The sequence below is a fragment of the Acidocella sp. genome (genome assembly GCF_050253495.1).
In the GTDB taxonomy this organism is placed as follows: Bacteria; Pseudomonadota; Alphaproteobacteria; order Acetobacterales; family Acetobacteraceae; genus Acidocella.
Genome location: NZ_JBFWIX010000001.1, coordinates 409,315 through 433,263, shown reverse-complemented (window position 1 = coordinate 433,263; position 23,949 = coordinate 409,315). Strand labels below are relative to the sequence as shown.

The 23,949-nt window shown below is 58.1% G+C and carries 22 protein-coding genes and 1 tRNA gene; 11 read left to right on the top strand and 12 right to left on the bottom strand.

Annotated features, from left to right (window positions below; genetic code table 11):
* Positions 1-185: 185 nt before the first annotated feature.
* On the bottom strand, positions 186-1,895 hold the full coding sequence (locus AB7D48_RS02070; protein WP_427975633.1) for a DUF6538 domain-containing protein: 1,710 nt from the start codon (positions 1,893-1,895) through the stop codon (positions 186-188).
* Positions 1,896-1,988: 93 nt separating this feature from the next.
* A tRNA-Ser gene (locus tag AB7D48_RS02065) sits at positions 1,989-2,078 on the bottom strand.
* Between the two features lie 189 nt (positions 2,079-2,267).
* Here AB7D48_RS02065 and rplU point away from each other — a divergent pair.
* The 4 genes from rplU to proB all read left to right on the top strand — a co-directional run bounded on the left by rplU (position 2,268) and on the right by proB (position 5,058).
* A complete protein-coding gene (rplU, locus tag AB7D48_RS02060; protein WP_427975631.1) occupies positions 2,268-2,582 on the top strand; it encodes a 50S ribosomal protein L21 in 315 nt (104 codons plus the stop codon).
* Positions 2,583-2,597: 15 nt separating this feature from the next.
* Entirely contained in the window at positions 2,598-2,867 is a 270-nt protein-coding gene (gene rpmA / locus AB7D48_RS02055; RefSeq protein ID WP_048877079.1) for a 50S ribosomal protein L27, read from the top strand.
* Positions 2,868-2,932: 65 nt separating this feature from the next.
* Entirely contained in the window at positions 2,933-3,946 is a 1,014-nt protein-coding gene (gene obgE, locus AB7D48_RS02050; RefSeq protein WP_427975630.1) for a GTPase ObgE, read from the top strand.
* A complete protein-coding gene (proB, locus tag AB7D48_RS02045; RefSeq protein WP_427975629.1) occupies positions 3,943-5,058 on the top strand; it encodes a glutamate 5-kinase in 1,116 nt (371 codons plus the stop codon). Before obgE ends, proB begins: the two co-directional genes overlap by 4 nt.
* Here proB and AB7D48_RS02040 read toward each other — a convergent pair.
* From AB7D48_RS02040 to trxB, 3 genes are all read right to left on the bottom strand, one after another.
* The gene (locus AB7D48_RS02040; protein WP_427975628.1) at positions 5,055-5,366 is read right to left on the bottom strand and encodes a DUF167 domain-containing protein; all 312 of its coding nucleotides are present in this window, start codon (positions 5,364-5,366) and stop codon (positions 5,055-5,057) included. The genes proB and AB7D48_RS02040 overlap by 4 nt on opposite strands.
* A 251-nt stretch (positions 5,367-5,617) precedes the next feature.
* Entirely contained in the window at positions 5,618-6,514 is an 897-nt protein-coding gene (locus AB7D48_RS02035; protein WP_427975665.1) for a LysR family transcriptional regulator, read from the bottom strand.
* Between the two features lie 15 nt (positions 6,515-6,529).
* Positions 6,530-7,495: a thioredoxin-disulfide reductase gene (gene trxB / locus AB7D48_RS02030; protein WP_427975627.1), complete on the bottom strand. Its 966-nt coding sequence runs from the start codon at positions 7,493-7,495 to the stop codon at positions 6,530-6,532.
* Between the two features lie 250 nt (positions 7,496-7,745).
* On the opposite strand from trxB, the gene AB7D48_RS02025 reads away from it, so the two are divergent.
* Positions 7,746-8,627: an MBL fold metallo-hydrolase gene (locus tag AB7D48_RS02025; protein WP_427975626.1), complete on the top strand. Its 882-nt coding sequence runs from the start codon at positions 7,746-7,748 to the stop codon at positions 8,625-8,627.
* 57 nt (positions 8,628-8,684) lie between these two features.
* On the opposite strand, the gene AB7D48_RS02020 is transcribed toward AB7D48_RS02025, so the two are convergent.
* The 5 genes from AB7D48_RS02020 to AB7D48_RS02000 all read right to left on the bottom strand — a co-directional run bounded on the left by AB7D48_RS02020 (position 8,685) and on the right by AB7D48_RS02000 (position 14,084).
* Entirely contained in the window at positions 8,685-10,082 is a 1,398-nt protein-coding gene (locus tag AB7D48_RS02020; protein WP_427975624.1) for a GGDEF domain-containing protein, read from the bottom strand.
* A gap of 362 nt (positions 10,083-10,444) precedes the next feature.
* Entirely contained in the window at positions 10,445-11,122 is a 678-nt protein-coding gene (gene nth, locus AB7D48_RS02015) for an endonuclease III (RefSeq protein WP_427975623.1), read from the bottom strand.
* A complete protein-coding gene (upp, locus tag AB7D48_RS02010) occupies positions 11,119-11,742 on the bottom strand; it encodes a uracil phosphoribosyltransferase (protein WP_427975622.1) in 624 nt (207 codons plus the stop codon). The genes nth and upp overlap by 4 nt, the downstream gene beginning before the upstream one ends.
* 6 nt (positions 11,743-11,748) lie before the next feature.
* Complete coding sequence (locus AB7D48_RS02005; RefSeq protein ID WP_427975664.1) at positions 11,749-13,353, bottom strand: ATP-binding protein; 1,605 nt, start codon at positions 13,351-13,353, stop codon at positions 11,749-11,751.
* Positions 13,354-13,382: 29 nt separating this feature from the next.
* Positions 13,383-14,084, bottom strand: a complete 702-nt coding sequence (locus AB7D48_RS02000; protein ID WP_427975621.1) for a response regulator transcription factor — start codon at positions 14,082-14,084, stop codon at positions 13,383-13,385.
* 548 nt (positions 14,085-14,632) lie between these two features.
* Here AB7D48_RS02000 and AB7D48_RS01995 point away from each other — a divergent pair.
* On the top strand, positions 14,633-16,240 hold the full coding sequence (locus AB7D48_RS01995; RefSeq protein WP_427975620.1) for a phosphoenolpyruvate carboxykinase: 1,608 nt from the start codon (positions 14,633-14,635) through the stop codon (positions 16,238-16,240).
* A gap of 233 nt (positions 16,241-16,473) precedes the next feature.
* Positions 16,474-17,406: a 3-keto-5-aminohexanoate cleavage protein gene (locus AB7D48_RS01990; protein ID WP_427975619.1), complete on the top strand. Its 933-nt coding sequence runs from the start codon at positions 16,474-16,476 to the stop codon at positions 17,404-17,406.
* A gap of 75 nt (positions 17,407-17,481) precedes the next feature.
* Here the strand turns inward: AB7D48_RS01990 and AB7D48_RS01985 are convergent, their stop codons facing one another.
* Positions 17,482-18,147: a GntR family transcriptional regulator gene (locus AB7D48_RS01985; RefSeq protein ID WP_427975617.1), complete on the bottom strand. Its 666-nt coding sequence runs from the start codon at positions 18,145-18,147 to the stop codon at positions 17,482-17,484.
* A gap of 158 nt (positions 18,148-18,305) precedes the next feature.
* On the opposite strand from AB7D48_RS01985, the gene AB7D48_RS01980 reads away from it, so the two are divergent.
* From AB7D48_RS01980 to AB7D48_RS01965, 4 genes are all read left to right on the top strand, one after another.
* The gene (locus AB7D48_RS01980; RefSeq protein WP_427975616.1) at positions 18,306-19,859 is read left to right on the top strand and encodes a bifunctional 3-(3-hydroxy-phenyl)propionate/3-hydroxycinnamic acid hydroxylase; all 1,554 of its coding nucleotides are present in this window, start codon (positions 18,306-18,308) and stop codon (positions 19,857-19,859) included.
* 36 nt (positions 19,860-19,895) lie between these two features.
* Positions 19,896-21,125, top strand: a complete 1,230-nt coding sequence (locus AB7D48_RS01975; protein ID WP_427975614.1) for an MFS transporter — start codon at positions 19,896-19,898, stop codon at positions 21,123-21,125.
* An 89-nt stretch (positions 21,126-21,214) separates the two neighbouring features.
* Positions 21,215-22,069 (top strand): fumarylacetoacetate hydrolase family protein, encoded by an 855-nt coding sequence (locus tag AB7D48_RS01970; RefSeq protein ID WP_427975613.1) that lies wholly within the window; start codon positions 21,215-21,217, stop codon positions 22,067-22,069.
* Between the two features lie 85 nt (positions 22,070-22,154).
* Positions 22,155-22,772 (top strand): TetR/AcrR family transcriptional regulator, encoded by a 618-nt coding sequence (locus tag AB7D48_RS01965; RefSeq protein ID WP_427975611.1) that lies wholly within the window; start codon positions 22,155-22,157, stop codon positions 22,770-22,772.
* A 75-nt stretch (positions 22,773-22,847) separates the two neighbouring features.
* Here the strand turns inward: AB7D48_RS01965 and AB7D48_RS01960 are convergent, their stop codons facing one another.
* Positions 22,848-23,804 (bottom strand): VOC family protein, encoded by a 957-nt coding sequence (locus AB7D48_RS01960; protein WP_427975609.1) that lies wholly within the window; start codon positions 23,802-23,804, stop codon positions 22,848-22,850.
* Positions 23,805-23,949: the final 145 nt, after the last annotated feature.

The following is a 23,949-nucleotide window of genomic DNA, read 5'->3' as shown; positions in this document are numbered from 1 at the left end:
TAAAGCCCTCGTTGTTGTTGTTGTTCGGTTGAAGCGAGCAGTGAACGCGCTGTAGAATTTTTGGTGCCATAGGGTCCCATACCGGGGGCCGGGGGGGTGGGGTGGACGGTTCCTGGAAATGACCGGGTGGGTGTTTTCTGGCTCCCCTCGGGGCCTCCGGGGCGGTGCCCCAGCCCCACAATTAGTTACGACATAGAACTAAAAACTGTTTCCAGCCCCGGATAAACCAGCCGGGCTAGCGCGTCCCTCAAGGTCGGCAAGGAAAACCCTAGCCCCTCCTCATCAAGCCCATAGCGCCCCGCCACCTCTTTATCCGCATGGCCCATGAGCGCCTTCGCCAGCGCTTCATCCACCTGGGCGTCCCGCAGCGCCCGCTTCACACCATGACGGAACGAATGAAAGACCTTCTTCTTATCGGTGATGCCCAGCCCGTCTGTGTAGCGCTTCCACCACTGTGAGAATGCGGCGGTCCTCTGGTCCCGTTCAGACTTCAACGCTGGAAACAGTTGTCGGTCCTTCGCGTCCCGGCGGGCCTGCACGTATTCCAGGAAGCCCAGCCGGATCAGTTCCGGATGCAGGGGCACTTTACGGCGGGAGCGCAGGTTTTTGACACGCCGCGTACCTTCACCAGGACGTATGAACAGGTAATGGACGCCCTGTTCGGTCCCGATATCGGCCACCTCCAGCCTGCCCAGTTCCTCCAGGCGTCCTCCCGTCAACAGCCCGAGCAGAGGGAGCCATTTAGAAGCCTCACCGCCTCCACCCTCGTAGCGCTTGCCCTCCGTGAAAACAGGCGACCCGAAGATGGTTCGGAGTTCTGCCGGTGAGTAAGGCAAACGGGACGGCTCCTGGCTGGCTTCACCCGCCGCCTTGATGTTCGCGAGCGGGTTATCGTCCCGGAACCCATTGGCCGTAGCATAGCCAAAAACCGCCCGGATCGCCGCGAGTGACTTCTCATTCACGGTCCTCGGCGTAAGGCGCTCCAGGTCCTTTCCCTCGAAGCGTTTCAGAATCTCTGGGACTGTGAGGTGCCGGTCTGCGCCACCTAGGCGAGCAGGGATGCGGAGCATGGCGTCCTTGAACGCCCTGGCATGGGCCTTGGTAACCGCAGTAACCGGCAGGTTCCCATGCAGTTCCTCAAAGCGCCGTACGCTGGTGGCGAAGTCCGCTTCCGTTTTGGGTGCCAGCTTCCTCTCCAGGCGGTAACGGTCCCACAGGTCGCGGAAGGTAATATCGCCGGAGGCCGGGGCTGGTACGACCGGGAGCCTGTTCGGTCGGGCGGGCATCGGGGGCGTTTCTACGGGGTCCCCTTGGTGCCGCTGACGCCTTACCTCTAGGGCCTGCACGTCAGCCCGGAGGATGGCCAGCCCAACCTTCCGGTACGCCTCGGAGGTCGGGGACAGCTTTATGCCCTCATCCTCCAAAAGCACGTCTAGCTCTGCTTTGATGATTGAAATGTCTGCCCGCGCCAACGAGCGGCGCATAGCCGGAAGCCATTCGTCCAGCCCCGCGCCCACGTCCGCGAAATCCCGTTCATTCATCCCCTCATGCGGTCCAAGGCCGTCTCTGAACCACAATCCGTCTCGGCGTATCTCGTCGTCCTCATCCAGCCTCAGGTGCAGGTAAAGGGCGGCTAGACGCTTAATCTCTGAGTCGGGTAGCTCTTCCTGAACGGGGGCCACCCGGAAATTCCGGATATGCTCAAACGCCTCATCCAGCTTCACGCTCTCCTTGCGGACCAAACGCTGAGCTTCTTTGGGGTCGGAGGTCTTCAAACTGAACGTGATGTGGCTCTTGGGAGCGTAGTGGTCCCGCAGGTCCGTAGGCACCTTGCGGCGTAGCCAAAACACACCTCCTCGGCGCGTCAGATGCGGGTGTTTCGGCATCTCTTCCATGACCCCTGGTGTAACAGTTCGGTGCTACAGTCGGAAGTCAAAAGCCCTAGGAAATCAGGATAATTTAATCAACTCAGTCGCTTAACCAGCTCGTGGCGGAGAGGGTGGGATTCGAACCCACGGTACGCTTGCACGCACAACAGTTTTCGAGACTGCCCCAATCGGCCACTCTGGCACCTCTCCGGGGATCGACGATGCCGGGCTTATAGGCAAGCCTGTCTACCTCGGCAACAGGCTTGCAAAATCCCGGACCAAGCTGGCGCAGAATCAGCATTGACACGGCCCTTGACAAGGCTATAACGCGCCACTCGTCGTGGCCGGGTTCGCTTGGCCGCGCCTCAGTTATGTGTCGACACCTGATTGGATTATACCATGTTCGCAGTCATCCGCACCGGCGGCAAACAATACCGCGTCACGTCAGACGCGGTGCTGAAGGTTGAGAAGCTGGAGGCGGAAGCCGGCAGCACGGTTACCTTCACTGATGTCCTCGCTGTCGGCGGCGAAGGCAGCCTGAAACTCGGCGCCCCCGTGGTCGCCGGCGCTTCGGTCACCGCCACCGTCATCGCCCAGGACCGCTTGGATAAGGTCCTGATCTTCAAGAAGCGCCGCCGGCAGAATAGCCGCCGTAAAAACGGCCACCGCCAGCATGTTACCGTGCTGCGTGTTTCCGCCATCAACGCGGCCTAAAGGAGCAACCTACCCATGGCACACAAAAAAGCAGGCGGTTCGTCCCGCAACGGCCGCGATACCGAAGGCCGGCGCCTCGGCCTCAAGAAAGCTGGCGGGCAGGCCGTCATTGCAGGCAATATCCTCGTTCGTCAGCGCGGCACCAAGGTGAAGCCAGGCGCGAATGTGGGCGTCGGCCGCGACCATACCCTTTTTGCGCTGGTGGATGGCAAGGTGGTTTTCCAGCGCAAGGCCGATGACCGCGTGCATGTCTCCGTGGAGCCCGTGGCGCTCGCCGCTGAATGATGAACCGGGCACGCGCCCACCGTTAAAAGCCGGCGCGAGCCGGCTTTTTTATTGCGAGTTTTCTGATGAAGTTCCTCGACCAAGCGAAAATCTTCCTTAAATCCGGCGATGGCGGAGATGGCGTCACCGCCTTCCGGCGCGAAAAATACATCGAATTCGGCGGGCCCGATGGTGGCGATGGCGGCCGCGGCGGGGACATTATTTTCGAATCCGTGGACAATCTGAACACTCTCATCGATTTCCGCTACACCCAGCATTTCAAGGCCAAGAAAGGCGGTAACGGCGCGGGATCGGACAAAACCGGCGCGGGAGCGGCTCCTCTAATCATCAAGGTACCGGTCGGCACCCAGATTTTCGACGATGAACGCGAGAGCATGCTGGCGGATCTGGACAAGCCGGGCATGCGTATCGTGCTGCTGAAAGGCGGCGATGGCGGCTTTGGCAATGCCCGTTATAAAACCTCCACCAACCGCGCTCCCCGTCGCTCGGATAAAGGCTGGCCGGGCGAGGAGCGCTGGGTCTGGCTGCGGCTGAAGCTCATCGCCGATGCCGGGCTGGTCGGGTTGCCGAATGCCGGCAAATCCACCTTCCTGAAGGCTGTTTCCGGCGCCAATCCCAAAATCGCGGATTATCCCTTCACCACCCTGCACCCACAGCTGGGCGTGGTGCGCCTCAACATGTCCGAGGAGTTCGTGCTGGCGGACATTCCCGGCCTCATCGAGGGTGCCCATGAAGGCACCGGCCTGGGCGACCGCTTCCTCGGCCATGTCGAGCGTTGTGCGGTGCTGCTGCATTTGATCGACGGCGCCGCTGGCCATGTGGTGGATGCTTGGCGCACCATCCGCACCGAGTTGGAAGCTTATGGCGGCGGCTTGGCGGACAAGCCCGAGATCATCGTGCTGAACAAGACCGACGCCATGACCCCGCGCGAGCTGTCTTCCCGTAAATCTGCCCTGGCCAAAACCTCCGGCGCCAAGGTGATGAGCATCTGCGCCGTCACCGGCGAAGGTATGAAGGAGGTGCTCCGCGCCCTGCAGGACGTGATTAACGAAGCCAAGGCGGAGCGCGAGAGCGCATGATCCCCTCGCTGAAATCCGCCAAGCGCATCGTCATCAAAATCGGGTCTGCCCTCATTGTCGACCCCGAGAGCGCCGCCCCGCGCGAAGCTTGGCTGCGCGGCGTGACTCAAGACATCGCGGAACTCATTGCCCACGGCGCGGAGATCATTGTCGTCTCGTCCGGCGCCATCGCGCTGGCCCGCCGCCAACTTGGCCTCGGCGGCGCGAAATTGCGGCTGGATGAGAAGCAGGCCGCCGCCGCCGTAGGGCAGATACGCCTGGCCCAAGCCTGGGCCCAGACCCTGGCGGAGCAGGGCCGCACCGCCGCGCAGCTGCTCATCACGCTGAGCGACACGGAAAACCGCCGTCACTACCTCAATGCCCGCGCCACGCTTTCCACCCTGCTCTCGCTGGGCTGCGTGCCGGTCATCAACGAAAATGATTCCGTCGCCACCGCCGAAATCCGCTATGGCGACAATGATCGCCTGGCCGCGCGCGTGGCGGAGATGATGCACGCGGACGCGCTGCTGCTGCTCTCGGATATTGACGGTCTCTACACTGCGGACCCGCGCAAGGATCCAGACGCCGCTCATATACCGGTGGTCGAAACCCTGACTCCAGAAATCATGGCCATGGGCGGTGAACCGCCGCCCGGCTACTCCTCCGGCGGCATGCGCACCAAGCTAGTGGCCGCCCAGATCGCCACCCAGGCGGGCTGCGCCATGGCCATCGCCATCGGCAACCGCGATAACCCCATCGCCGCCGTGGCGGCAGGAGCCAAATGCACATGGTTTCTGCCTGCACCGGAAGGACGCTCCGCCCGCAAGAACTGGATCGCCGGGCATCTCGCCCCGGCTGGCACTCTGAGCATCGACGACGGCGCGGCACGGGCGCTGGCGAAGGGCTCCTCGCTGCTACCGGCTGGCATCCGCGCCGTGAGCGGCAGCTTTGAGCGCGGCGACCCGGTGGATGTTCTGACGCTGGACGGTACCCGCATCGCCCGTGGTCTCACCGCCTATTCCAGTGAGGACGCGGCCTTGCTGGCCGGCCACCGCTCGGAGGATTTCGAGGTATTGCTGGGGTTTCGCGGGCGCGACGAGGCAATCCACCGCGACGATCTGGTATTATTCTAAATTGCCGGAATCCTCACCGGCGCCATGATCAGAAACCGCTTCTCCCGGCTGGTCTGCCCGGCCACCAACGTGATCGCGCTGGACTTCACTCCTAGCCACCCGGCCAGCGCCTTGATGATCGCCGCGTTCGCTTTGCCTTCTTCCGGCGGCACCGCCACGGCAATCTTCAGCCGGGCCGGCGGCCAACCCGGCACGGGAACCGCCTCCAGCACCGGTCCAATCGCCACACGCTTAGCCCCCGGCTGAGCCTTCACCGCCAAGCTCACCCCCGCCGGTGTGTCTTCCCAGAATTTCGCCGTGCCCGTCATGCCTCCTCCATGAAAAAAACCCGCCAGCCAATGGCCAGCGGGTCAAGTCAACAGGGAGGCTTCACGTCTGGGAGACGTTGGGACCGAAGTCCCAATCCCCCCTCTCGCGAGGGAGGACAACATCCGGCTCGCACCGGATATGTTGTATATAAGCCACAAGCCGACTTTTTTAAGTGTGAAAATCGTAACGTAGTTGATTTTATGTAACAACATGTTCCAGCCGCCCCCATACTCCCAGGGAACGCCTGACATCACCCCTTCACGCCGTTGCGTTCCGCAATAGAATTCACCAGAAAGTCACGAAAAACCGACACGCGCTTCGAGTTCCGCAGCTCTTCCGGATAAACGAAATACATATCCACCGGTGGTGTCTTCACATCCAGCAAGATGGGAACCAGCCCCGTGGCATCGCCCACCAGATAATCCGGTACCGCGCCGATACCGATCCCGGCACGGATACATGCCAGCATCGCCTGCAAGGAATTCACTTCCAGCACACCTCTCCGGGATGTTCCGTCCTTACGGCCCAGCTCGCCCAGCCAGTTCACATCCGGCACCGGCGGCTTCCGATCCCCGAACAAGATCAGCTTATGATGATCCAAATCATCCGCCGTCTCCGGTGTGCCATTAGCCTTCAGATATTCAGGTGAAGCCCAGATCTGGCTGCGGATCTCCGCCAAATGCCGCTGCACGAGGTCAGGCTGACGGGGCGGGTGCATACGGATCGCCACATCTGCCTCACGCATGGCGAGATCGAGATCGGTGTCATCCAGCAACAGAGACACCGTCACATCGGGATGCTGCGCCAAAAAGCTCTTCAACCGGGGCGCCAGCCAAGTCACGCCAAAACTATGCGTGGTTGTCACCTTCAACCGGCCAGCTGGTTTTTCCTTGCTTTCGGCCAGCAACGCCTCGGTCATGGCCAGCTTGGCGAAGACTTCGCGCACGGTGCGATTCAGCGCCTCACCCTGCTCGGTAAGAATCAACCCTCGCGCATGGCGATGAAACAAGGGAACCGCCAAGGCTTCCTCTAACGCCGAAATCTGTCGCGATACGGCGGACTGGCTGAGATTCAACGTATCACCCGCATGGGTAAAACTACCGGCCTCGGCAACCGCATGAAAAACGCGGAGCTTATCCCAATCCATTTTCTGTCCGGTCATTTATGCGGCCTCGCTGACATGCTGGGGAATGTTACCCAGAAATTTTTCCACTTCCAACGCGGCCATACAGCCGGTCCCCGCCGCCGTCACCGCTTGCCGGAAGATCTTGTCCTGCACATCCCCCGCGGCGAACACACCCGGCACGGAGGTTTGCGTTGTACCCGGCTGGGTGACGATATAACCGCCCTCATCCGTCTGGAGCTGCCCGTCGAACAAGGCGGTCGTGGGAGAATGGCCGATGGCGATGAACACGCCGTCGACATCCAGCGTTTGTGTTTCGCCGGTTTTCACATGCTTCAGCCTGAGAGCGGAAACCACCTCCGGCGTCCCGCTCCCTAGAATTTCGTCCACCGCATGGTCCCAAATGACCGAAACCTTCGGGTTCTCGAACAGACGCTGCTGCAAAATACGCTCCGCCCGCAGGGTGTCCCGACGATGAATCAGCGTGACATGGCTGGCATGATGCGTGAGATACAGCGCTTCTTCCACCGCCGTATTACCGCCGCCCACCACCGCGACCTTCTTGCCGCGATAGAAAAACCCATCGCAGGTAGCGCAGGCGGAAACCCCGGCTCCCTGATATTTCTGCTCGGAAGGCAAACCCAGCCAGCGTGCCTGCGCCCCGGTAGCGACGATCACCGCCTCCACCTCGAGTGCAATGCCACCATCCGTCCAGGCCCTGAACGGGCGTTCGGAGAAATCCACCCGGGAGATCAAATCATACAGAATCTCGGTGCCCACATGCTCGGCCTGCTTGGCCATCTGCTCCATCAGCCAGGGGCCCTGGATCGGTTCGGCAAAGCCGGGGTAATTCTCGACCTCGGTGGTGATGGTCAATTGCCCGCCGGGCTGGAGGCCAGCCACCAGCACAGGCGCCAGATTGGCGCGCGCGGCGTAAATCGCCGCCGTGTAACCCGCCGGGCCGGCGCCAATGATCAGAACCCGGGTCTTCTTCACCTCAGCCATCGATGATCGGTCCATAATCCTTATACTGGGATTACATATCCGTTGAGTAGGCGCCGTTACAAGAGACAGCCCCCCTGACCAGGGCCGCAAACAGGCATAACGGCCTGTAAAAAGCGGGTTCCACCATTTATTCTGACCGCATAGCGCCAATATCATGGCCATGGGCTATCCTGAAACAGATCATTTTAACGGCTCTTCCTTTTTCAACCCCGAACCCGCACACCACCTCGGCACACGCCGCCGGGGAGGCATGCTCCGGCTGCTCAAGGCCCGCATGAGCCGGGATCAGGCCAACTGGGCCAGATGGCCTAGCCATGTGGAAAACACGCCCTACCCACCGCCGGACCCAGCCCAGCCCAGCATCACCTGGATCGGCCACAGCTCGTTTCTGCTTTGCCTGGAGGGGCTGAACGTGCTGACCGATCCGGTTTTTTCGGAACGCTGCTCCCCTGTTCGCTTCGCCGGGCCAAAACGTGTGCGCGATCCAGGCCTGAGCATCGACGCTCTGCCCCGGATCGACTTGATCCTCCTCTCTCATAATCACTACGACCATATGGACATTCTCTCCTTGCGGCACATCCACCGACGCTTTCCCATGGCACGGATCGTCACAAGCCTTGGCAACGCATCCTTCCTGAAACGCCAGCGCCTGCCCGGCGCCGTGGAGCTGGATTGGTGGGACCATGTCACCGTGCATGGCATCCATGTCACCGCGACACCGGCACGGCATTTCGCCGCCCGCACTTTATGGGACAGAAACAAGACGCTCTGGGCCGGGTTCATGCTGAATTATCGCGGCCGGAAACTCTATTTCGCCGGAGATAGCGGCTATACAAAATTCTTCGGCGAAATCCATTACCGTCTTGGCGCGCCAGACTTGGCGCTGCTACCCATCGGGGCCTATGCCCCACGTGAGATGATGGCCAGCGTCCATATGGACCCGGTCGAAGCCGTGCGCGCTTTTCAGGACCTGCATGCCCAGCGGGCCATCGGCATGCATTTCGGCACCTTCCAACTCACCAGCGAGCCGATCGACGCGCCAGAGATGGAGCTGGAGCTGGCCCTGGCACAAGCCAATATCCCACCAGAGCGCTTCTTTACCCTGGATGTGGGACAAACAACATGGCTTTAAGATCTTACCTTATGATGAATCGCCACCGGCCCTACAGGACTGTTCTGGCGGATACGCTCACCCCCGTGGCTCGCGCGCCAAAAACGGCGGCACGGGTGCGGTCGGCCGCAACGGCGGGGCTTGCACTTGGTCTCGGCCATGACGCTTAGCCTCGTAAAGCCTCATATCGGCCTCCCGCAGCAGATCGGATGGGGTGCCTCGGCTGGCATCGGTCGTCAGGCTCGCAACGCCGATACTCACGGTCACCACCTTACCATGCGCAGTGTTCTCCGCGTGGGGAATGCCTAATCGCGCAATCCCCGACCTTATGCTTTCCGCCAGGAACACGGCGCCTTTCAGGTCAGTGGCCAAAACCACGGCAAACTCCTCACCGCCATAACGCGCGGCCAGATCCCCTCCGCGCCGGCAAAAGCCACGCAAGACATCGGCGATCCGGCGCAGGCAAGCATCTCCCGCCTGATGCCCATACTGATCATTGAACGACTTGAACAAATCGACATCGATGAGCAACACGCACAACGGCACACCCTCACGCTGAGCGCGGCGGCATTCCTGATCCAGGCATTCATCGAGCCGGCGGCGATTGGCAAGCCCGGTCAAACTGTCCAAGGTTGCCAGCTTTTCCAACCCATGCTGAACAGACAGCAGCGCTTTCTCGGCACGGTCGCGCTCGGCCAGCACAACGGACAGCACCAGGGCCAGCAAGGCGGCGGTCGCGGCGAAAATCTGGACCACAATGATCTTCGGCGTCAAATCGGCGCTGCTGACAAGCTGCGCCGGCCCAAGCCCATATAATGTAAAAATATTGGCGATGATGGTGATCAGAAACAACCCGAGCGCCCCGCCGGCGAAGCCGCCCACCACCACCATGCCCGCCAGGGGGGGCAGCACCAGAAACAGTAGCGGATAGCTGGACTGCCAGAATACAAAAACAGACACACCAACCAGCACCGCCGCTGAAATCACCCGCCAGCCCGAACGCACGGCTCTGACGCCTTGACGGTCTCCACTCCAGATCGACAACCCCAACGGGGCAAAACTAATAAACCCAAGCCCATGCGCCAGAAACAAGCTGACCAAGAGGGACAAGGACAAGTGCTGGCCCAGAACCAGCCTGATCACGGCGCTCAATGCCGTCGCGGCGGCGGGTGTGAGAATGGCGACATAGAGCGCGAAACGCCATAGAGTCTCAGGTTCGGATAATTCTATGCGCCGCCCCATATAGCGCCATAATAGACTGCGTGCGATGAGCAGCTCGGCGAAGTCGACCGTGGCGATCCGCAGACAGCTATCAACTGTCAGCCCCATGAACATCGCCGCGCTGACATAGGCGGCAACGCCACATAGCATATAAATCACATGCAGGCGTGTGGGGGTACGCAGCATCAGTGCCAGCAACAAACCATTCGCTGGTAAAATCGTCGGCACACCGACCACACCATTGCGACCGATCATGCTCAACCAGGCGAGCAGAAACACAAACGCAAAAGCCAGCGCCGTTCTACCGAACCCGAGCCCTGTCAGGGGTGGACCATCACGTGCGGCGTCGTCAACGGCCGTTTTGGCCGTGAGTTCCCTGTCCAAGACCGGTGCCCGCCTTTCCTTCCGCAGTCGCCAGCTAGTTCTCTCCACCGCGCCGGCCAAGCGCGCGGACAGGTTTACCAACCATGTCAGCCGCGCCCAAATGAGCTGCCAAACTTATGGCAGCCGGTATCATAGATCAACAAATCAATAGTTCTGAATTGGCAACATCGAGATTCCCGATGCCCAACCAGCGGCCCCCACCCAGGCTATGCGCGCCCTTACCCATCCCCTCTTCATGGATGTGGTGGTTTATCCTTGTAGGTGCACCATTTCGCGCCGGCGCAACGCCAGCATTCCGGCCTACGGGCCTTGCACACATAGCGCCCGTGCAAGATCAACCAGAGATGCGCGGGTTTCAGCATCTCCCGCGGAATACGCTTCACCAACGCATCTTCCACGGCGCGCGGCGTGGCGCCGGGGGCAATGCCGGTGCGGTTGCCCAGCCGAAAAATATGCGTGTCCACCGCCATGGTGGGCTGGCCGAAAATCTCATTCAACACAACATTGGCGGTCTTACGTCCCACACCGGGCAAGGCTTCCAGCGTCTCCCGGGTGCCGGGTACCTCTCCGCCATGGCGTTCCAACAATTGCCGCGCCAGCGCCGCCACATTCTTGGCCTTTGCCTGCCAGAGCCCAATGGTACGGATCTTCTCACCGATCCCCGCCCCCCCCAGCGCCACCATGCCCGCTGGATCCGGCGCCACGGCGAACAAAGCTGGCGTGACCTTGTTCACCGCCACATCCGTTGTCTGGGCGGAAAGCACCACAGCCACCAGAAGCTGGAAGGGCGTGCTGTAATGCAGTTCCGTGCGCGGATCCTCGTTTCCCGCCGCAATGGCCGTGAGAAACAACGGCACATCCGCCTTCTTCATGGGTTTCGAAGGTGCGATTTCGCCCGGCTTGGCTGTCATTTCGTACCGAACAGCCTGTCCCCGGCATCCCCCAACCCAGGCAAAATATAGGCGTTTTCGTCTAATTGCCGATCTAGCGCGGCTGTATAAATCGGCACGTCGGCATGCGCCGCCTCAAATGTTTTCACCCCTTCGGGCGCCGCCAGCAGACAAACGAATTTCAACCGTGAGGCGCCAGCCTCCTTCAGCTTGCTGACGGCCGCGGCCGCGGAATGGCCGGTGGCCAGCATCGGGTCCACCACCACACAGAGCCGTTCTTCCAGCAACTCCGGCACCTTGAAATAATATTCCACCGGCTCATGGGTTGTCTGGTCGCGGTACATGCCCACATGGCCCACCCGCGCGGCGGGCACCAGGTCCAGCATACCGTCCAGAATGCCCGAGCCCGCGCGCAGGATCGAGACGAAGCACAGCTTTTTGCCTTGCACCTGCACCGCCTCCATCTCCTCCATCGGCGTTTCGATGGTAATGGGCTCCAACGGCAAGTCACGAAACACCTCATAGGCCAGCAGCAGCGAAATCTCCCGCGCCAGACGGCGGAACCCACCTGTCGTCGTTTCCTTCCTGCGCAGCAATGTCAGCTTATGTTGCACCAAAGGATGATCGATGACGGTGAGCATGCTATGTTATTCTCCTGCTTTCGGTAATCTGATGACGAAGCGGGCGCCAACCACGCGCCCGTTCTCATCCCGGCGGTTCTCGGCTGAAATCCGGCCCTGATGCGCTTCCACGATCTGCCGGGAGATGGACAGCCCCAACCCTGAATGGCTGCCAAACTGCTCGCTTTGCGGCCGCTCGGAATAAAAACGGTCGAAAATGGAATCGAGCTTTGCATCTGGAATACCCGGCCCCTCATCCTCCACCGCAAGCTCGATCATCCCGCCCGTCTCCCGCCCGCGCAGGAAGATCTTGCCCGCCTCCGGGCTGAAGGAGATCGCGTTGCCAATCAGGTTGCGCAAAACCTGCACGAGCCGCGTTTCGGACCCTCGCACCAGCAATCCAGCGGCGGGCGCGTCAAATGCCATGAAGGGGCTGCCCTCCTTGCGCGTGGCATCGTGAATCTCCACCAGCGTGGCGAGCATGCGGGCCATGTCGACGATCTCATATCGGCTTCGAGACAATTCGGAATCAAGCCGCGAGCTGTCAGAAATATCGGTGATCAGCCGGTCCAGCCGCGCCACGTCCTGGGTTACGATCGCCAGCAACCGCGATGCCCGGGCCGGATCCTCCACCCTCGACAACGTCTCCACCGCCGAGCGAATGGAGGAAAGCGGGTTCTTGATCTCATGCGCCACGTCCGCGGCGAATTTCTCGATCGCGTCCATACGCGACCACAAGGCCTGAGACGTGCCTTCCAGCGTGCGGGCCAGCATGCCGATCTCATCGTTGCGGCCCGTCACGGCCTTTGGCAATGTCTGCGCGCCAGCCCGGCCCTCGCGCATGCGCTGCGCCGCCGCCGCCAGACGCGAGATCGGGCTGGCAATGGTGCGCGACAGATAGAAAGAGACGATGACGGTCAGCGCCAACGCCAGCGCAAACAGGATCAGGATGGAAATCCGCACCGCCAGCACCGCCGCGTCCACCTCGGAGGCCTCGCGCGTCAGCAGCACCGTGCCCACCATCTGCTGCCCATGCTCGATCGGCTCGGCCACCGTCACCAGCAGCACACCTCCTGGGTCTCGCCGCACGAATGGCGGCGCCTCCTGCCCCTGGCCGGTGGATGTCATCTGCAGTACCGTGCGCGCATCGGGCTGCCACCCCAGCGTATTCGGGTTCTGGCCCGCCCCCGAGCCAATCACACCGGATTCATCGCCGTTCCCCGTCACCGAACCTGAGAGATGGTCGTAAATAAAGCCAATGATCCGGGAAAACAGCCCCGGCGGCGGAGGCGCTGCCAGCGGCTCGGTCACAATGACGCCGCCAACCCCAGGATGCACACGGGAATTGGCAATCAACTCACCATCCGGCCCATAGATCAACGCCTGGGCATTGGGGGTCGGTTCAGTCAGGGAATAGAGCAGCGGCTGCGCCAGATCGGGATTCAGTGTTTGCTGCCCGTTATTGTCTTGCACCGCTGTCTCGGCAATGGCCCCGGCATAAATCCGCGCCTGCTCGCGCAGCGCGGAAACCTCAGCGGTGAGCAGCCCTTGCTGATACTGATCCAGATAGAGCAAGGCCGCGAAAATCAGCACCAGCGGCAGCAGATTCACGAGCAGGATGTCGCGCAGCAGGCGCGACAAGCGAGGTTTCTGAGCCAGGATCAAGCGTCCTTATAGCGGTAACCGATGCCATACAGCGTCTCGATCTGGTCAAACTCGCCATCGATATTACGGAACTTCTTACGCAGGCGCTTGACGTGGCTGTCGATCGTGCGGTCATCCACATACACATTCTCACCATAGGCGGCATCGATCAGCTGGTCGCGGGACTTCACCATGCCGGGCCTCTGCGCCAACGCCTTCACCAGCAGAAACTCGGTCACGGTCAGCTGGATGTCCTTGCCCTTCCAGAGGCATTGATGCTTGGTTTCGTCCAGCGTCAGGTCGCCGCGGGTCAGCACACTGGCCGGAGCGGCCCCGCTGGCTTCCGCGCGGGTGGATTCATTGCGGCGTAACAAGGCCCGGATGCGCTCCAGCAGCAGACGCTGGGAGAAGGGCTTGGTGATGTAGTCGTCCGCGCCCAGCCGTAGCCCCATCAACTCGTCCAGTTCGTCATCCTTGGAGGTCAGAAAGATCACCGGCAACGCGGAACGCGCCCGCAATTTCTGTAGCAGCTCCATGCCGTCCATGCGGGGCATCTTGATGTCCAGCACCGCCAGATCCACCGGTTTGGCCAGCAGTGCCTGCAAGGCGGATTCCCCATCCGTATAGGTACGGACCATGAATCCCTCAGCCTCCAGCGTCATCTGCACGGATTCCAGAATATTGCGGTCGTCGTCGACCAGGGCGATCGTTTGTTTCATAGTGCAGACCCAATCATTGCATTCATGGCCTTTCTGACGCCAGGGAGTGACCGGATTATGGCAGCAAATCAAGAGCAAAAGCTGAGCAAAGCCTCGTCGCTGACACGAAAGCTCCCACCACGCCATCCTGGCCACAACGCAGGATGGCATGTCTCACGCCACGCTCTCCGTCTCCGGCACTTGAATACGACCCCACCCCTTGCTGTTTTCAGGACTATCCCCGCATATCCGGCCCTTGCGCGCCAACCCAGCCTGCAAGCCTGCTTTTCACCGGCGAAGCCTCTGGCGGACAAAGGCAGCGCGAAATCTTTCAGAAATTTCATCCTTATGCCATAAGTTACATAGACTTTAGGGCTGCCAAGTTCTGGAAACCAACCGTTTCAAACTCAGACCCTACGGGCGGTTTCAAGAAGACTGAATTTTAAAATTTTCTGCATTGCAGCATTAAATTTTCCTACAACGACATCGCGTCGGCTGTTGAAGCCCAGGAAATCGGTGCTTATGAAAGATGGCATCGCCTGCGTTTAACAGAGGATCTTCCGAGCAAAATGACCGACAATGCCCCCCTCCGCGACGACGCCCCGCTAAAGGGCACTGGTGTGCGCGCCGCCGCCGCCTTGCATGCCAATCTCACCGCCCCGGCATTGGTGGCGCACGCATTGCGCAAAGGAGAGGGCCGCCTCTCGGCCGAAGGCGCGTTGATCGTGCGGACCGGCATGCATACTGGCCGCTCCGCCACGGACAAATTCGTGGCCGACGACCCCGAAACCACGGGTGAGGTCTGGTGGGGCAAGGTCAATCAGAAACTGCCTCGCGGCAAATTCGATGGGCTGAAAACCCGGATACAGGCTTATCTGCAAGGGCGCGAACTCTTCACCCAGGATCTTTACGCCGGCGCCGCCCCCGCAAACCGTATCCGCGTGAGGCTGGTCACCACCGGCGCCTGGCATGCACTATTTGCCCGCAACATGTTCATTCGCCCGGCGGAAGACGAACTGGCCGAGTTCAAGCCCGATTACGTGATTCTGCATGCTCCGGATTTCGAGGCCGATCCAGAAATCGATGGGGTGCGATCCACCACCGCCATCGCCCTCTCCTTCGCGGAAAAGCTTATTCTCATCGCCGGCACCGAATATGCCGGCGAGATCAAGAAATCTATTTTCACCGTGATGAATTGGCTGTTGCCCGCCAAGGATGTGCTGCCCATGCATTGTTCCGCCAATATCGGCCCCAACGAGGACAGCGCGCTGTTCTTTGGCCTGTCTGGCACCGGCAAAACCACTCTTTCCTCCGACCCAGCCCGCCGGCTGGTCGGCGATGACGAGCATGGCTGGGGGCCAGACGGCATTTTCAATTTCGAGGGGGGCTGCTACGCCAAGGTGATCGACCTCAACCAGAAGAGCGAACCGGAAATTTGGGCCGCCTCACACCGTTTCGGGACGGTTCTTGAAAACGTGGTGGCCGACCCGCGCGGTCGGCTTGATCTTACGGACAAAACCTTCACCGAAAACACCCGTGCCTGCTATCCGGTCGAATTCATCCCGAATGTCGAACTCTCCGGCCAGGGCGGCATACCTAAAAACGTGGTGATGCTCACCGCCGATGCATTCGGCGTGCTACCGCCCATCTCCCGCCTTACCCCGGCACAGGCCATGTATCATTTCCTCTCCGGCTACACCGCACGGGTAGCGGGCACGGAGAAAGGGCTCGGCAACGAGCCTCAAGCCACTTTCTCCACCTGTTTCGGCTCCCCCTTCCTCCCCCGCCATCCGCAGATTTATGGCAAGCTGCTGCAAAAACTCATCCGTCGGCACGGCGCCAATTGCTGGCTGGTGAACACCGGCTGGACCGGCGGCGCCTACGGCGTGGGCCAGCGCATGTCCATCGCCCACACCCGCGCCTTGCTGCGCGCCGCCCTCACGGGTGAACTGGACAAGGCGCAATATCGTACGGATCCATTCTTTGGCCTCGCCATTCCCGTGCATGTAAACGATGTGCCGGACGAAGTTCTGGACCCACGTCAGGCCTGGACCGACAAGACCGCTTACGACAAGGCCGCCAAGGAGCTTGTGCAGCGCTTCGTCGCAAATTTTGAAAGCTTTGCGGAACATGTCGACGAAGACGTGAAGGCGGCGGCAATCAAAGACGCCGCGTAAATCTTACCCCTCCATCATTGAGCCAACGGTCGGCCTGAAAGGTCCGGCCTGTTCCTAAACGGAGCTTGGGCATCGGAGATGCTAACCTAAACCAACGGATCCTGAGCCTAAAGCCACAATGAAAATGCATATAACTCTTTTAATGCATTTTTTTTCATGCTACCTGCTAACGACCAGCTTAGAACATCGCGGCGGGAAAGCCCTTTCCCCCGCCTTGAGGCGGGGGAGGAAATATGAAACAGAAAAGCGTTATCGTGACTTGCGCCATCACAGGTTCACTGCACACACCGTCAATGTCTCCCCACCTTCCGATCACACCGGATGAAATTGTGATGGAATCCGTGGCGGCGGCGCAGGCTGGGGCCTCCATTATTCATTTGCATGCACGCGACCCGCAAGATGGCCGTCCCACGGCTAATCCGGATGTGTTCATGCAATTCCTGCCGCGCATCAAGCAACAAACTAACGCCGTGCTGAATCTGACAACCGGCGGGGCGCCAGGTATGAGCGTTGATGAACGTTTGGCTGCTCCCGAACGAGCCAGCCCGGAAATGACCTCTCTCAATATGGGATCGATCAATAACGGTTTGTTCGCTGGTTCTCGGCGTATCAAGAATTATAAATATGATTGGGAACGCCCTTTCCTGGAATCAGGCAAGAGAGGAATGTTTGAAAACTCTTTTGCGAGCATTGAAGCGATTATGAAGCGCATGGGGCAAGAGCATGGCGCTCGTTTCGAGTTTGAATGTTACGATCTCGGTCATATCTATAATCTTGCCTATATGATGGACCAAAAACTATATGACGGTCCGCTTTTCTTGCAGTTCATTTTGGGCATTCTGGGAGGGGTTGGTGGTGAAATCGACCATTTGCTGCACATGGTTCGTACCGCACAACGCTTGTTTGGGAGTGATGTGGAATGGTCGGTCTTAGCCGCCGGGCGGTATCAGATTCCAATGTGCACCCACAACGCATTGCTGGGGGGGAATGTGCGTGTGGGGCTTGAGGACAGTCTTTCCATTGGTCCCGGACAACTTGCTTCATCAAACGCCGAACAGGTGCTGAAAATCCGTCGAATCTTGGAGGAACTGCATTTCACGATCGCCACACCGGATGAGGTACGGGAGCGCCTGTGCCTCAAGGGAGCACATAATGTGAATTTTTAATCGGCGTTTGCCGGTTTGGTCCGTTGTTTCGCATGGCGGTGTTTTGAGCTTGGCATAAACTTGTTCGGTAGGGGGCTAGCCTGGCGTGCCTAATAATATTGCCGCCGTGCGCCGCAAATGATCTTCCATCAGCTGTGAGGCCAAATCCACATTCCGCGCCAGGGCGGCATCCAGCAATCCTTTATGTTCGTTATTTATATCCCGCTCTCGAACCGAAAGCGGCACGGAAAGCCGCCGGTAGCGTTCACTTTGAACAAAGAGTTGTTCGCGCAGGCGCAATAGCCAACGATTGGGGCAAGCCGCGCATAATGCGGCGTGAAAATCGGCATGGGCCTGTCTCCAGGCTTCTGAAAGGTCGTGTGTGGGCCGTTCCGCTTCCGTTGGTAAATGCAGTAACCGATGCGTCGCCGCCACCAGCCGGCTCTCCCATTCGAGATCTCCCGCCGAGATGGAGCGGCGTAGACATGAAACCTCGATTTCGACCCTGGCTTCCGCCAGGTCGCGTAATTCCTCCGCTTGTAGGGGGGCGGCGCGAAAGCCCCGCTGTGGCTCGGCGGTTACAAGTCCCTCCGCCGAAAGACGCGATAGAGCCTCCCGCATTGCGCTGAGATTGATCCCCATGGTCTCGCAAAGTTCGTTTAGTTTCAACTTTTGCCCTGGCACCAGGGCGCCGTGGAGAAGGTCGGCCCGCAAGCGCTCATAAGCGCCCTGGGTGATGCTTGGGGAGGATAAACGGCTCATATGCTTCGATTAACCAGAATAATGCATGAAATCCACAGAAAACTCATATCATAATAAAATGCATTTTTATTGACGAATGGATTTTATTTCCTTAATCGTGTTCCTGGCCTTTGTGCTGCTACGCCTCGGAGGCGCAAAATTAAAAGACAGGAAACGTGATGATGGAAGCTGACGGGCAGATGCTCCACGACGCCGCGATTGTCGGGTGTGGTCCCACTGGACTCGTGCTTGGGCTGTTATTGGCTGGCAAAGGGCACCGGGTTGTGATTCTGGAGCGTCATACAGCCCCGTATCCTTTGCCGCGGGCTATCGCTTATGACCATGAAGTCGCGCGTATACTCGATGCCGTCGGTGTGAGTGGCGCCATGTCCTCCAAGGTCGGGTTGCCGGGAACTTATCAATGGCGGAATGCCGCCCATGAATTGCTGTTTGAACTAGCTTGGAATGGGCCTGGTCTTAGCGGTTTTCCAAATTCCTATGTATTCAGCCAGCCGGAATTAGAGGCTGTTCTCAATGAAGAGGCATTGAAGCATCCGCTGATCACCATCCTGCGTGGGCAGGAAGTGTCGAGCTTTACGCAGAATGAAGATGGCATCGCACTGCGGACCGTGTCAGGATTGGATATACAGGCGCGCTATCTAGTGGGAGCGGATGGTGCCAACAGCCTTATTCGCGCTGGTATTGGCGGCCATCTTGTCGATCTTGGTTTCTCCGCCGATTGGCTGGTGGTGGATGTGCGGCCTTGCCCTGGCGTAAAGCTGCCCGTCGATGATGATGTGATGCTGCAAATCTGCGATCCCGCGCGTCCTACAACGGTGGTTTCCGGTGGGCCGGGGCGGCGGCGTTGGGAATTCATGGCCCTGGCCGGTGAAACGCTGGAGGAATTGAATTGCGCGGAGCGTGCCTGGGCGTTGCTCACACCGTGGAAGGTCACGCCTGAAAACGCCGTTCTGGAACGCCACGCCGTGTATCGTTTCCGCGGTGCAGTGGCGGATAGATGGCGACAGGGGCGTGTTTTCATTGCCGGGGATGCCGCGCATCTCACGCCGCCTTTTGCCGGGCAGGGGTTATGCGCAGGTGTACGCGATGCCGCTTCCCTGGCCTGGAGGCTTGATCTTGCATTGCATGGCCAATCCGCTGAAACGCTTCTCGATAGTTATGGCAGTGAGCGCCGTGTGCATGCGGAAATATGGGTCAAAACGGCCATTGAGCTTGGCAAGGTGATCTGTGTGCTAGATCCGCAAGCCGCTGCCATACGAGACCAGGCGTTATGTGCCATACGGCAAAACCCGTCCTTGGCCCCACCGCCCCCGCCGCCTGCCAGGCTTGGTCCTGGTATGGTGGTGTCAGGTGGTGGGTTACTTTCCGCTGGTGGAATCGTGGAAAGTAACGGTTGCGTAGGCCTGCTGGATCGCGCCGTTGGGCGGGGCTTTGTCTTGCTTTCTCGGGGCAAAAATCCCAGCCTCACACTTAACCCGGAATTACGCGCGTTCTGGGATGGGATTGGCGGTCTCGGCGCGGGGTTTGGCCCTGGTGGCAATATTCGTGACGTTGGCGGTGCTTACACAGCCTGGCTCAACGAGATTGATGTGGACACCGTGTTAGTCCGGCCGGATTTCTATGTCTTTGGCGCCGCCAGTGGGCCGGATGCGGCTGACCAACTGGTTTTGGCTCTGAGATCCTTCTTTATGAGCGCCTTGCAAGCAGCCTGAATCAAACAGCCAAGAAATTAAAGGGGAAATGCCTTCATGCTGACCGCCGACCAGAAGCGCTATGAGTGGGCGCTTGTCGCCCTTATGTTTTGTGTTTGGGGAACCTTGTTCCTGGATCGCATGAGCCTGCTTTATTTAGCACCCTATATTGCGCCCGATCTTCATCTTTCCAATCAAGATATAGGCGTGCTAGCAGCTGTCATTTCTGTTACGTGGGCTATTTCGTCAGCCATATTCGGTATGGTTTCTGATAAAGTCGGTCGGCGCAAAGTGTTGATCCCAATGATTTTCATTTTCTCCGCGATGTCATGTCTTTCCGGCTTAGCGCAAAATTTTCACCAGCTTTTGCTAACCCGCGCCATCATGGGCATTGCTGAAGGACCGTGTTGGTCCGTACTGAGTGTGATTGTCGTTCGTTCTTCCAGTGCGGCGACGCGCGACCGTAACACCAGTATCGTTGTTAGTGCCGCCGCATTGGCTGGGTTGGCTCTGGCTCCGGTTCTGACCACACAGGTCGCCGCGCATTATGGTTGGCGTATTGCGTTTTGTATTGCTGGCGTTCCTGGGTTTGTTTTAGGATTTATCGCCTGGGCTTTTGTGAAGGAGCCGCCCGCCGTGGTGGAAGGCGATGTCCCCGATGAGGATATCCATAGCGGCAATCTATTGGATGTGCTGCGAAACCGGAACGTGCTCCTCTGCTGCTTGGCTTCAACGGGCATGATCACTTGGTTGATGCTACAAAACGCCTTTGCGCCCCTCTACATCACGCAGGTCATGGGTAAGCCAGGAACCGAAGAAGGGTTTCTGCTCGGAGCGGCCGGGTTGGGCAGTTTTTGCATTGTCGCCTTGGTGCCGGCCCTGCTTCGTCGCTTTAGCCGGCGTGGTACTTTGGGCTTGTTCGGTGCGCTGTCCTTCTTTCTGCCCGTGGCATTACTTACACCGGCACTTTACAATATGCCGTGGCTTTTGGCGGCGATCCTATTCTTGACCCAAGGTGGGCAGCCAATCACTAGTTTGGCGGTGGTGCTGATTCCCAGCAGTTCCGTACCGCCGCGTTTAGCGGGCACTGCTGTCGGGCTTTGCAATATGGTGGGCGAGATTTTTGGTTCAACATTATCTCCCATCGTGGCGGGTGCATTGATTCCGAAATTTGGTCTGGCTTTTCCATTGCAGATGGGGGCTGTGGCAATCTTACTTGTCGTCGTTGCCGCTATTTTCATTCGTGAAAAAAAGACAGTATCCGTCGGCCAAACAGTAACGGCCTGAGAGAAGAGGCATAGAACGGTCTTTATTCAAGCCCATCAATCTCTCATGTGCCATTTGACCATCCACTTCTTATTCTACAAGGAAAATTCATGAAATTAGCCAGATTTTCAAAAGATGGCATAACCTGTCTCGGTAAGATCGAGAACGGACGGATCATTGATCTTACCGCCGCCATGCCTGCTTGTGGCCATTCCATGCGTGCGTTGTTGACGGTATTCCCGCACCAGCGGGCCATTCTGGAAAATGTCACGGCGCCTTCCTATGCCTTGTCTGACGTAGTGCTGGAAGCGCCGATCGCGGATCCTCAAAAATTCCTTGCTATTGGTATGAACTACAAAGCCCATGCCGAGGAAGCCGCTGCGGCGGGTGTACCGGTACCGACCTCACAGCTTTGGTTTAACAAACAGGTTAGTTGCATAACTGGCCCCTATGGCCACGTACAGATTCCCAGGGCGGCACCATATAAGGTTGATTATGAGGCGGAGATGGGGGTCGTCATTGGCCAACGTTGCCGCCATGTGAAGCGGGAAGAAGCGCTTGGTGTCATCGCGGGTTATTTCGTTGCCAATGATGTCACCGCGCGAGACTGGCAATTCAGGTCTCCGACTTTCACTTTAGGCAAATCGTTTGATACACATGGTCCGATTGGACCCTGGATTACCACGGCCGATGAAATTCCAGATCCGCATGCATTAGAGCTAACCTTGTCGTTGAATGGTGAACCAAGACAGAAAACCTCCACCGGGGATATGATCTATGACATTTACGAGCAAATTGCGTATTTAAGCCAAGTCATGACATTGGAGCCGGGAGACCTTCTGATTACAGGCACTCCCGCGAATGTAGGTATCCAGACAGGCACTTTCATGAAACCGGGAGATGTGGTTCGTGTGGAAGTAAGTCGTCTTGGTCATATTGAAAATTGTTTTGAACCGGAGGTCTGATCTCAGGTACGCCTTGCATGGGACTGCTCTCACAGCTTAAAAAATAACCCCAGCAATGGGGTTATTTTTGCGGGAGCGAGCAGAAATGTCCGACCACAGGACTTTAACAGGCCAACGCCGCCGTGCGGATACAAGAAAGCGAATCATCGAGGCTGCTATTCCACTCTTCGCGCAAGGCGGAGAGGTTTTGGTGATCGAGGATTTCGTTCGGGTGGCTAACGTTTCACGTGGCACTTTTTATAATTATTTTCGGACAGTGGAAGAGCTTCATGAAGCCGCGGAGCAATGGCAATTAAATATATTAAACCAACAAGTGGAAGCTAAGCTTGTTGGCTTGAGTGATCCCGTGGAACGTTTTGCCTGTGCATTGCGTTTTTATTTGGAAACAGGCCGTCAGGATATGGCCTGGAGTGGCTTTATGGCCCGGTTGGAACATGGTGCCGGCTCCGCCGCAGAGCGTCGCTTTACTCTTGATTTGCGCCAGGGGCAAAAAGATGGTCTGTTTGCAAAGCTTTCTTCTTCTATAGCTTATGACGTCGTCAATGGCTTGATGATGCGCAGTTTTGCGAGAATGGCTGTAAAAAAAACATGTGGTTGGCATCTAGATGAGGTCGTGCGGACCGCCATGCGTGCCTTAGGGGCATCTTCAACAAAGGTAGAACAGGCGCTGGAGATTTTCCGGCAACGCAAGGCGGTTAAATAAAGAAAATTGTCCTAAAACAGCGAACAAAAATCATGGTTCTTAGATTAAATCACTAAGGAACCATGAAATGGAATGTTAGTCTTCGTAGGAGAAGCGTGAAAGCTTTGCAAAACTCTCAAATTCAAGCGGCGGCCCCCATTGTGCCAGAGTGCTAGGACCAACCTCGGTATGAACCGGCTCATAATCATCATTGACTAGATCTCCATCCGTCCAGTGCTCAATTTTATTGTCGAATGGATCGCGCCAGTAGTCGAATATTTGACTGCCTGCCACATGTCGGCCGACTCCCCATGAATGGGAATGGTTCTTTTCCAACAGATATTGGTTGCCTAGCATCAAATCATCAAAATCTACGACCTCAAAGGCACAATGATCAAATCCTGTTGGTTCACCAGCCAGGATGGCAATAGTATGATGGTCCGTATACGTTTTGTCCAACCCGCAATGCAGGAATGCTCCTATCATGTTTTCCTTCTGCCCGGCATAATATGTATCGGAAGGACGCATGCCAAACATTTTCTGATAATAATCCATTGTCTCGCGAAAATGCGGTGTGTGAATGACTGTATGTCCCAACCGTACAACATGCGATGGACCAGCCATTGGACGTTGAACATCACCAAATCGTGCCCGGGGCATGGCGGGGTTCATGGTCAGTGCGGCGCGATGCGTCAGTTCCTGCAATTTATCTTGCCCGAAAAGCACTTCAACTCGCATGCCGGCAGGATCAGTCAAGCGGATGCATACGCCCCCTCCCGGCTCACCGGTTTCTTCTATTTTTGCACCGGTTTCAGAAGCTAAATCCTCAAGTGCCGCATATGAAGGAGCCAGTAAACCTAATCCAAGAGCCGTTGGTTTGGTTCCCAATTCGGTGATATGGATATGTGGTGTTGAGCTTGTGCCCCGCATATAAAGCGCACGCTCTGTTCTTGCGCTTAACTTCAGGCCAAAATCTTCCAAAAAGGACTGCATTATATCTAAGTCCGGTGCCTGGTATCGTACATATACGATATCCTGAATCGTAATTCCCATTTTCTCTCCCTCAGTCTCTGACAAAGGTTTAAGCTTCTGTTCTCTTGAAATTAGAACAGTACATATAAACAAAAAAGTCAAGTTGACGATTTTGTCATAATATAAAATTGTTTCAGATTGCCGAGCTGGGCAGGGTAAGAAATTT

Excerpts from the sequence above, each read along its gene's own strand:
- AB7D48_RS02070 (WP_427975633.1), bottom strand. The coding sequence starts at position 1,895 with ATGGAAGAGATGCCGAAACACCCGCATCTGACGCGCCGAGGAGGTGTG.
- rplU (WP_427975631.1), top strand. The coding sequence starts at position 2,268 with ATGTTCGCAGTCATCCGCACCGGCGGCAAACAATACCGCGTCACGTCA.
- rpmA (WP_048877079.1), top strand. The coding sequence starts at position 2,598 with ATGGCACACAAAAAAGCAGGCGGTTCGTCCCGCAACGGCCGCGATACC.
- obgE (WP_427975630.1), top strand. The coding sequence starts at position 2,933 with ATGAAGTTCCTCGACCAAGCGAAAATCTTCCTTAAATCCGGCGATGGC.
- proB (WP_427975629.1), top strand. The coding sequence starts at position 3,943 with ATGATCCCCTCGCTGAAATCCGCCAAGCGCATCGTCATCAAAATCGGG.
- AB7D48_RS02040 (WP_427975628.1), bottom strand. The coding sequence starts at position 5,366 with ATGACGGGCACGGCGAAATTCTGGGAAGACACACCGGCGGGGGTGAGC.
- AB7D48_RS02035 (WP_427975665.1), bottom strand. The coding sequence starts at position 6,514 with ATGGATTGGGATAAGCTCCGCGTTTTTCATGCGGTTGCCGAGGCCGGT.
- trxB (WP_427975627.1), bottom strand. The coding sequence starts at position 7,495 with ATGGCTGAGGTGAAGAAGACCCGGGTTCTGATCATTGGCGCCGGCCCG.
- AB7D48_RS02025 (WP_427975626.1), top strand. The coding sequence starts at position 7,746 with ATGCTCCGGCTGCTCAAGGCCCGCATGAGCCGGGATCAGGCCAACTGG.
- AB7D48_RS02020 (WP_427975624.1), bottom strand. The coding sequence starts at position 10,082 with ATGATCGGTCGCAATGGTGTGGTCGGTGTGCCGACGATTTTACCAGCG.
- nth (WP_427975623.1), bottom strand. The coding sequence starts at position 11,122 with ATGACAGCCAAGCCGGGCGAAATCGCACCTTCGAAACCCATGAAGAAG.
- upp (WP_427975622.1), bottom strand. The coding sequence starts at position 11,742 with ATGCTCACCGTCATCGATCATCCTTTGGTGCAACATAAGCTGACATTG.
- AB7D48_RS02000 (WP_427975621.1), bottom strand. The coding sequence starts at position 14,084 with ATGAAACAAACGATCGCCCTGGTCGACGACGACCGCAATATTCTGGAA.
- AB7D48_RS01995 (WP_427975620.1), top strand. The coding sequence starts at position 14,633 with ATGACCGACAATGCCCCCCTCCGCGACGACGCCCCGCTAAAGGGCACT.
- AB7D48_RS01990 (WP_427975619.1), top strand. The coding sequence starts at position 16,474 with ATGAAACAGAAAAGCGTTATCGTGACTTGCGCCATCACAGGTTCACTG.
- AB7D48_RS01985 (WP_427975617.1), bottom strand. The coding sequence starts at position 18,147 with ATGAGCCGTTTATCCTCCCCAAGCATCACCCAGGGCGCTTATGAGCGC.
- AB7D48_RS01980 (WP_427975616.1), top strand. The coding sequence starts at position 18,306 with ATGATGGAAGCTGACGGGCAGATGCTCCACGACGCCGCGATTGTCGGG.
- AB7D48_RS01975 (WP_427975614.1), top strand. The coding sequence starts at position 19,896 with ATGCTGACCGCCGACCAGAAGCGCTATGAGTGGGCGCTTGTCGCCCTT.
- AB7D48_RS01970 (WP_427975613.1), top strand. The coding sequence starts at position 21,215 with ATGAAATTAGCCAGATTTTCAAAAGATGGCATAACCTGTCTCGGTAAG.
- AB7D48_RS01965 (WP_427975611.1), top strand. The coding sequence starts at position 22,155 with ATGTCCGACCACAGGACTTTAACAGGCCAACGCCGCCGTGCGGATACA.
- AB7D48_RS01960 (WP_427975609.1), bottom strand. The coding sequence starts at position 23,804 with ATGGGAATTACGATTCAGGATATCGTATATGTACGATACCAGGCACCG.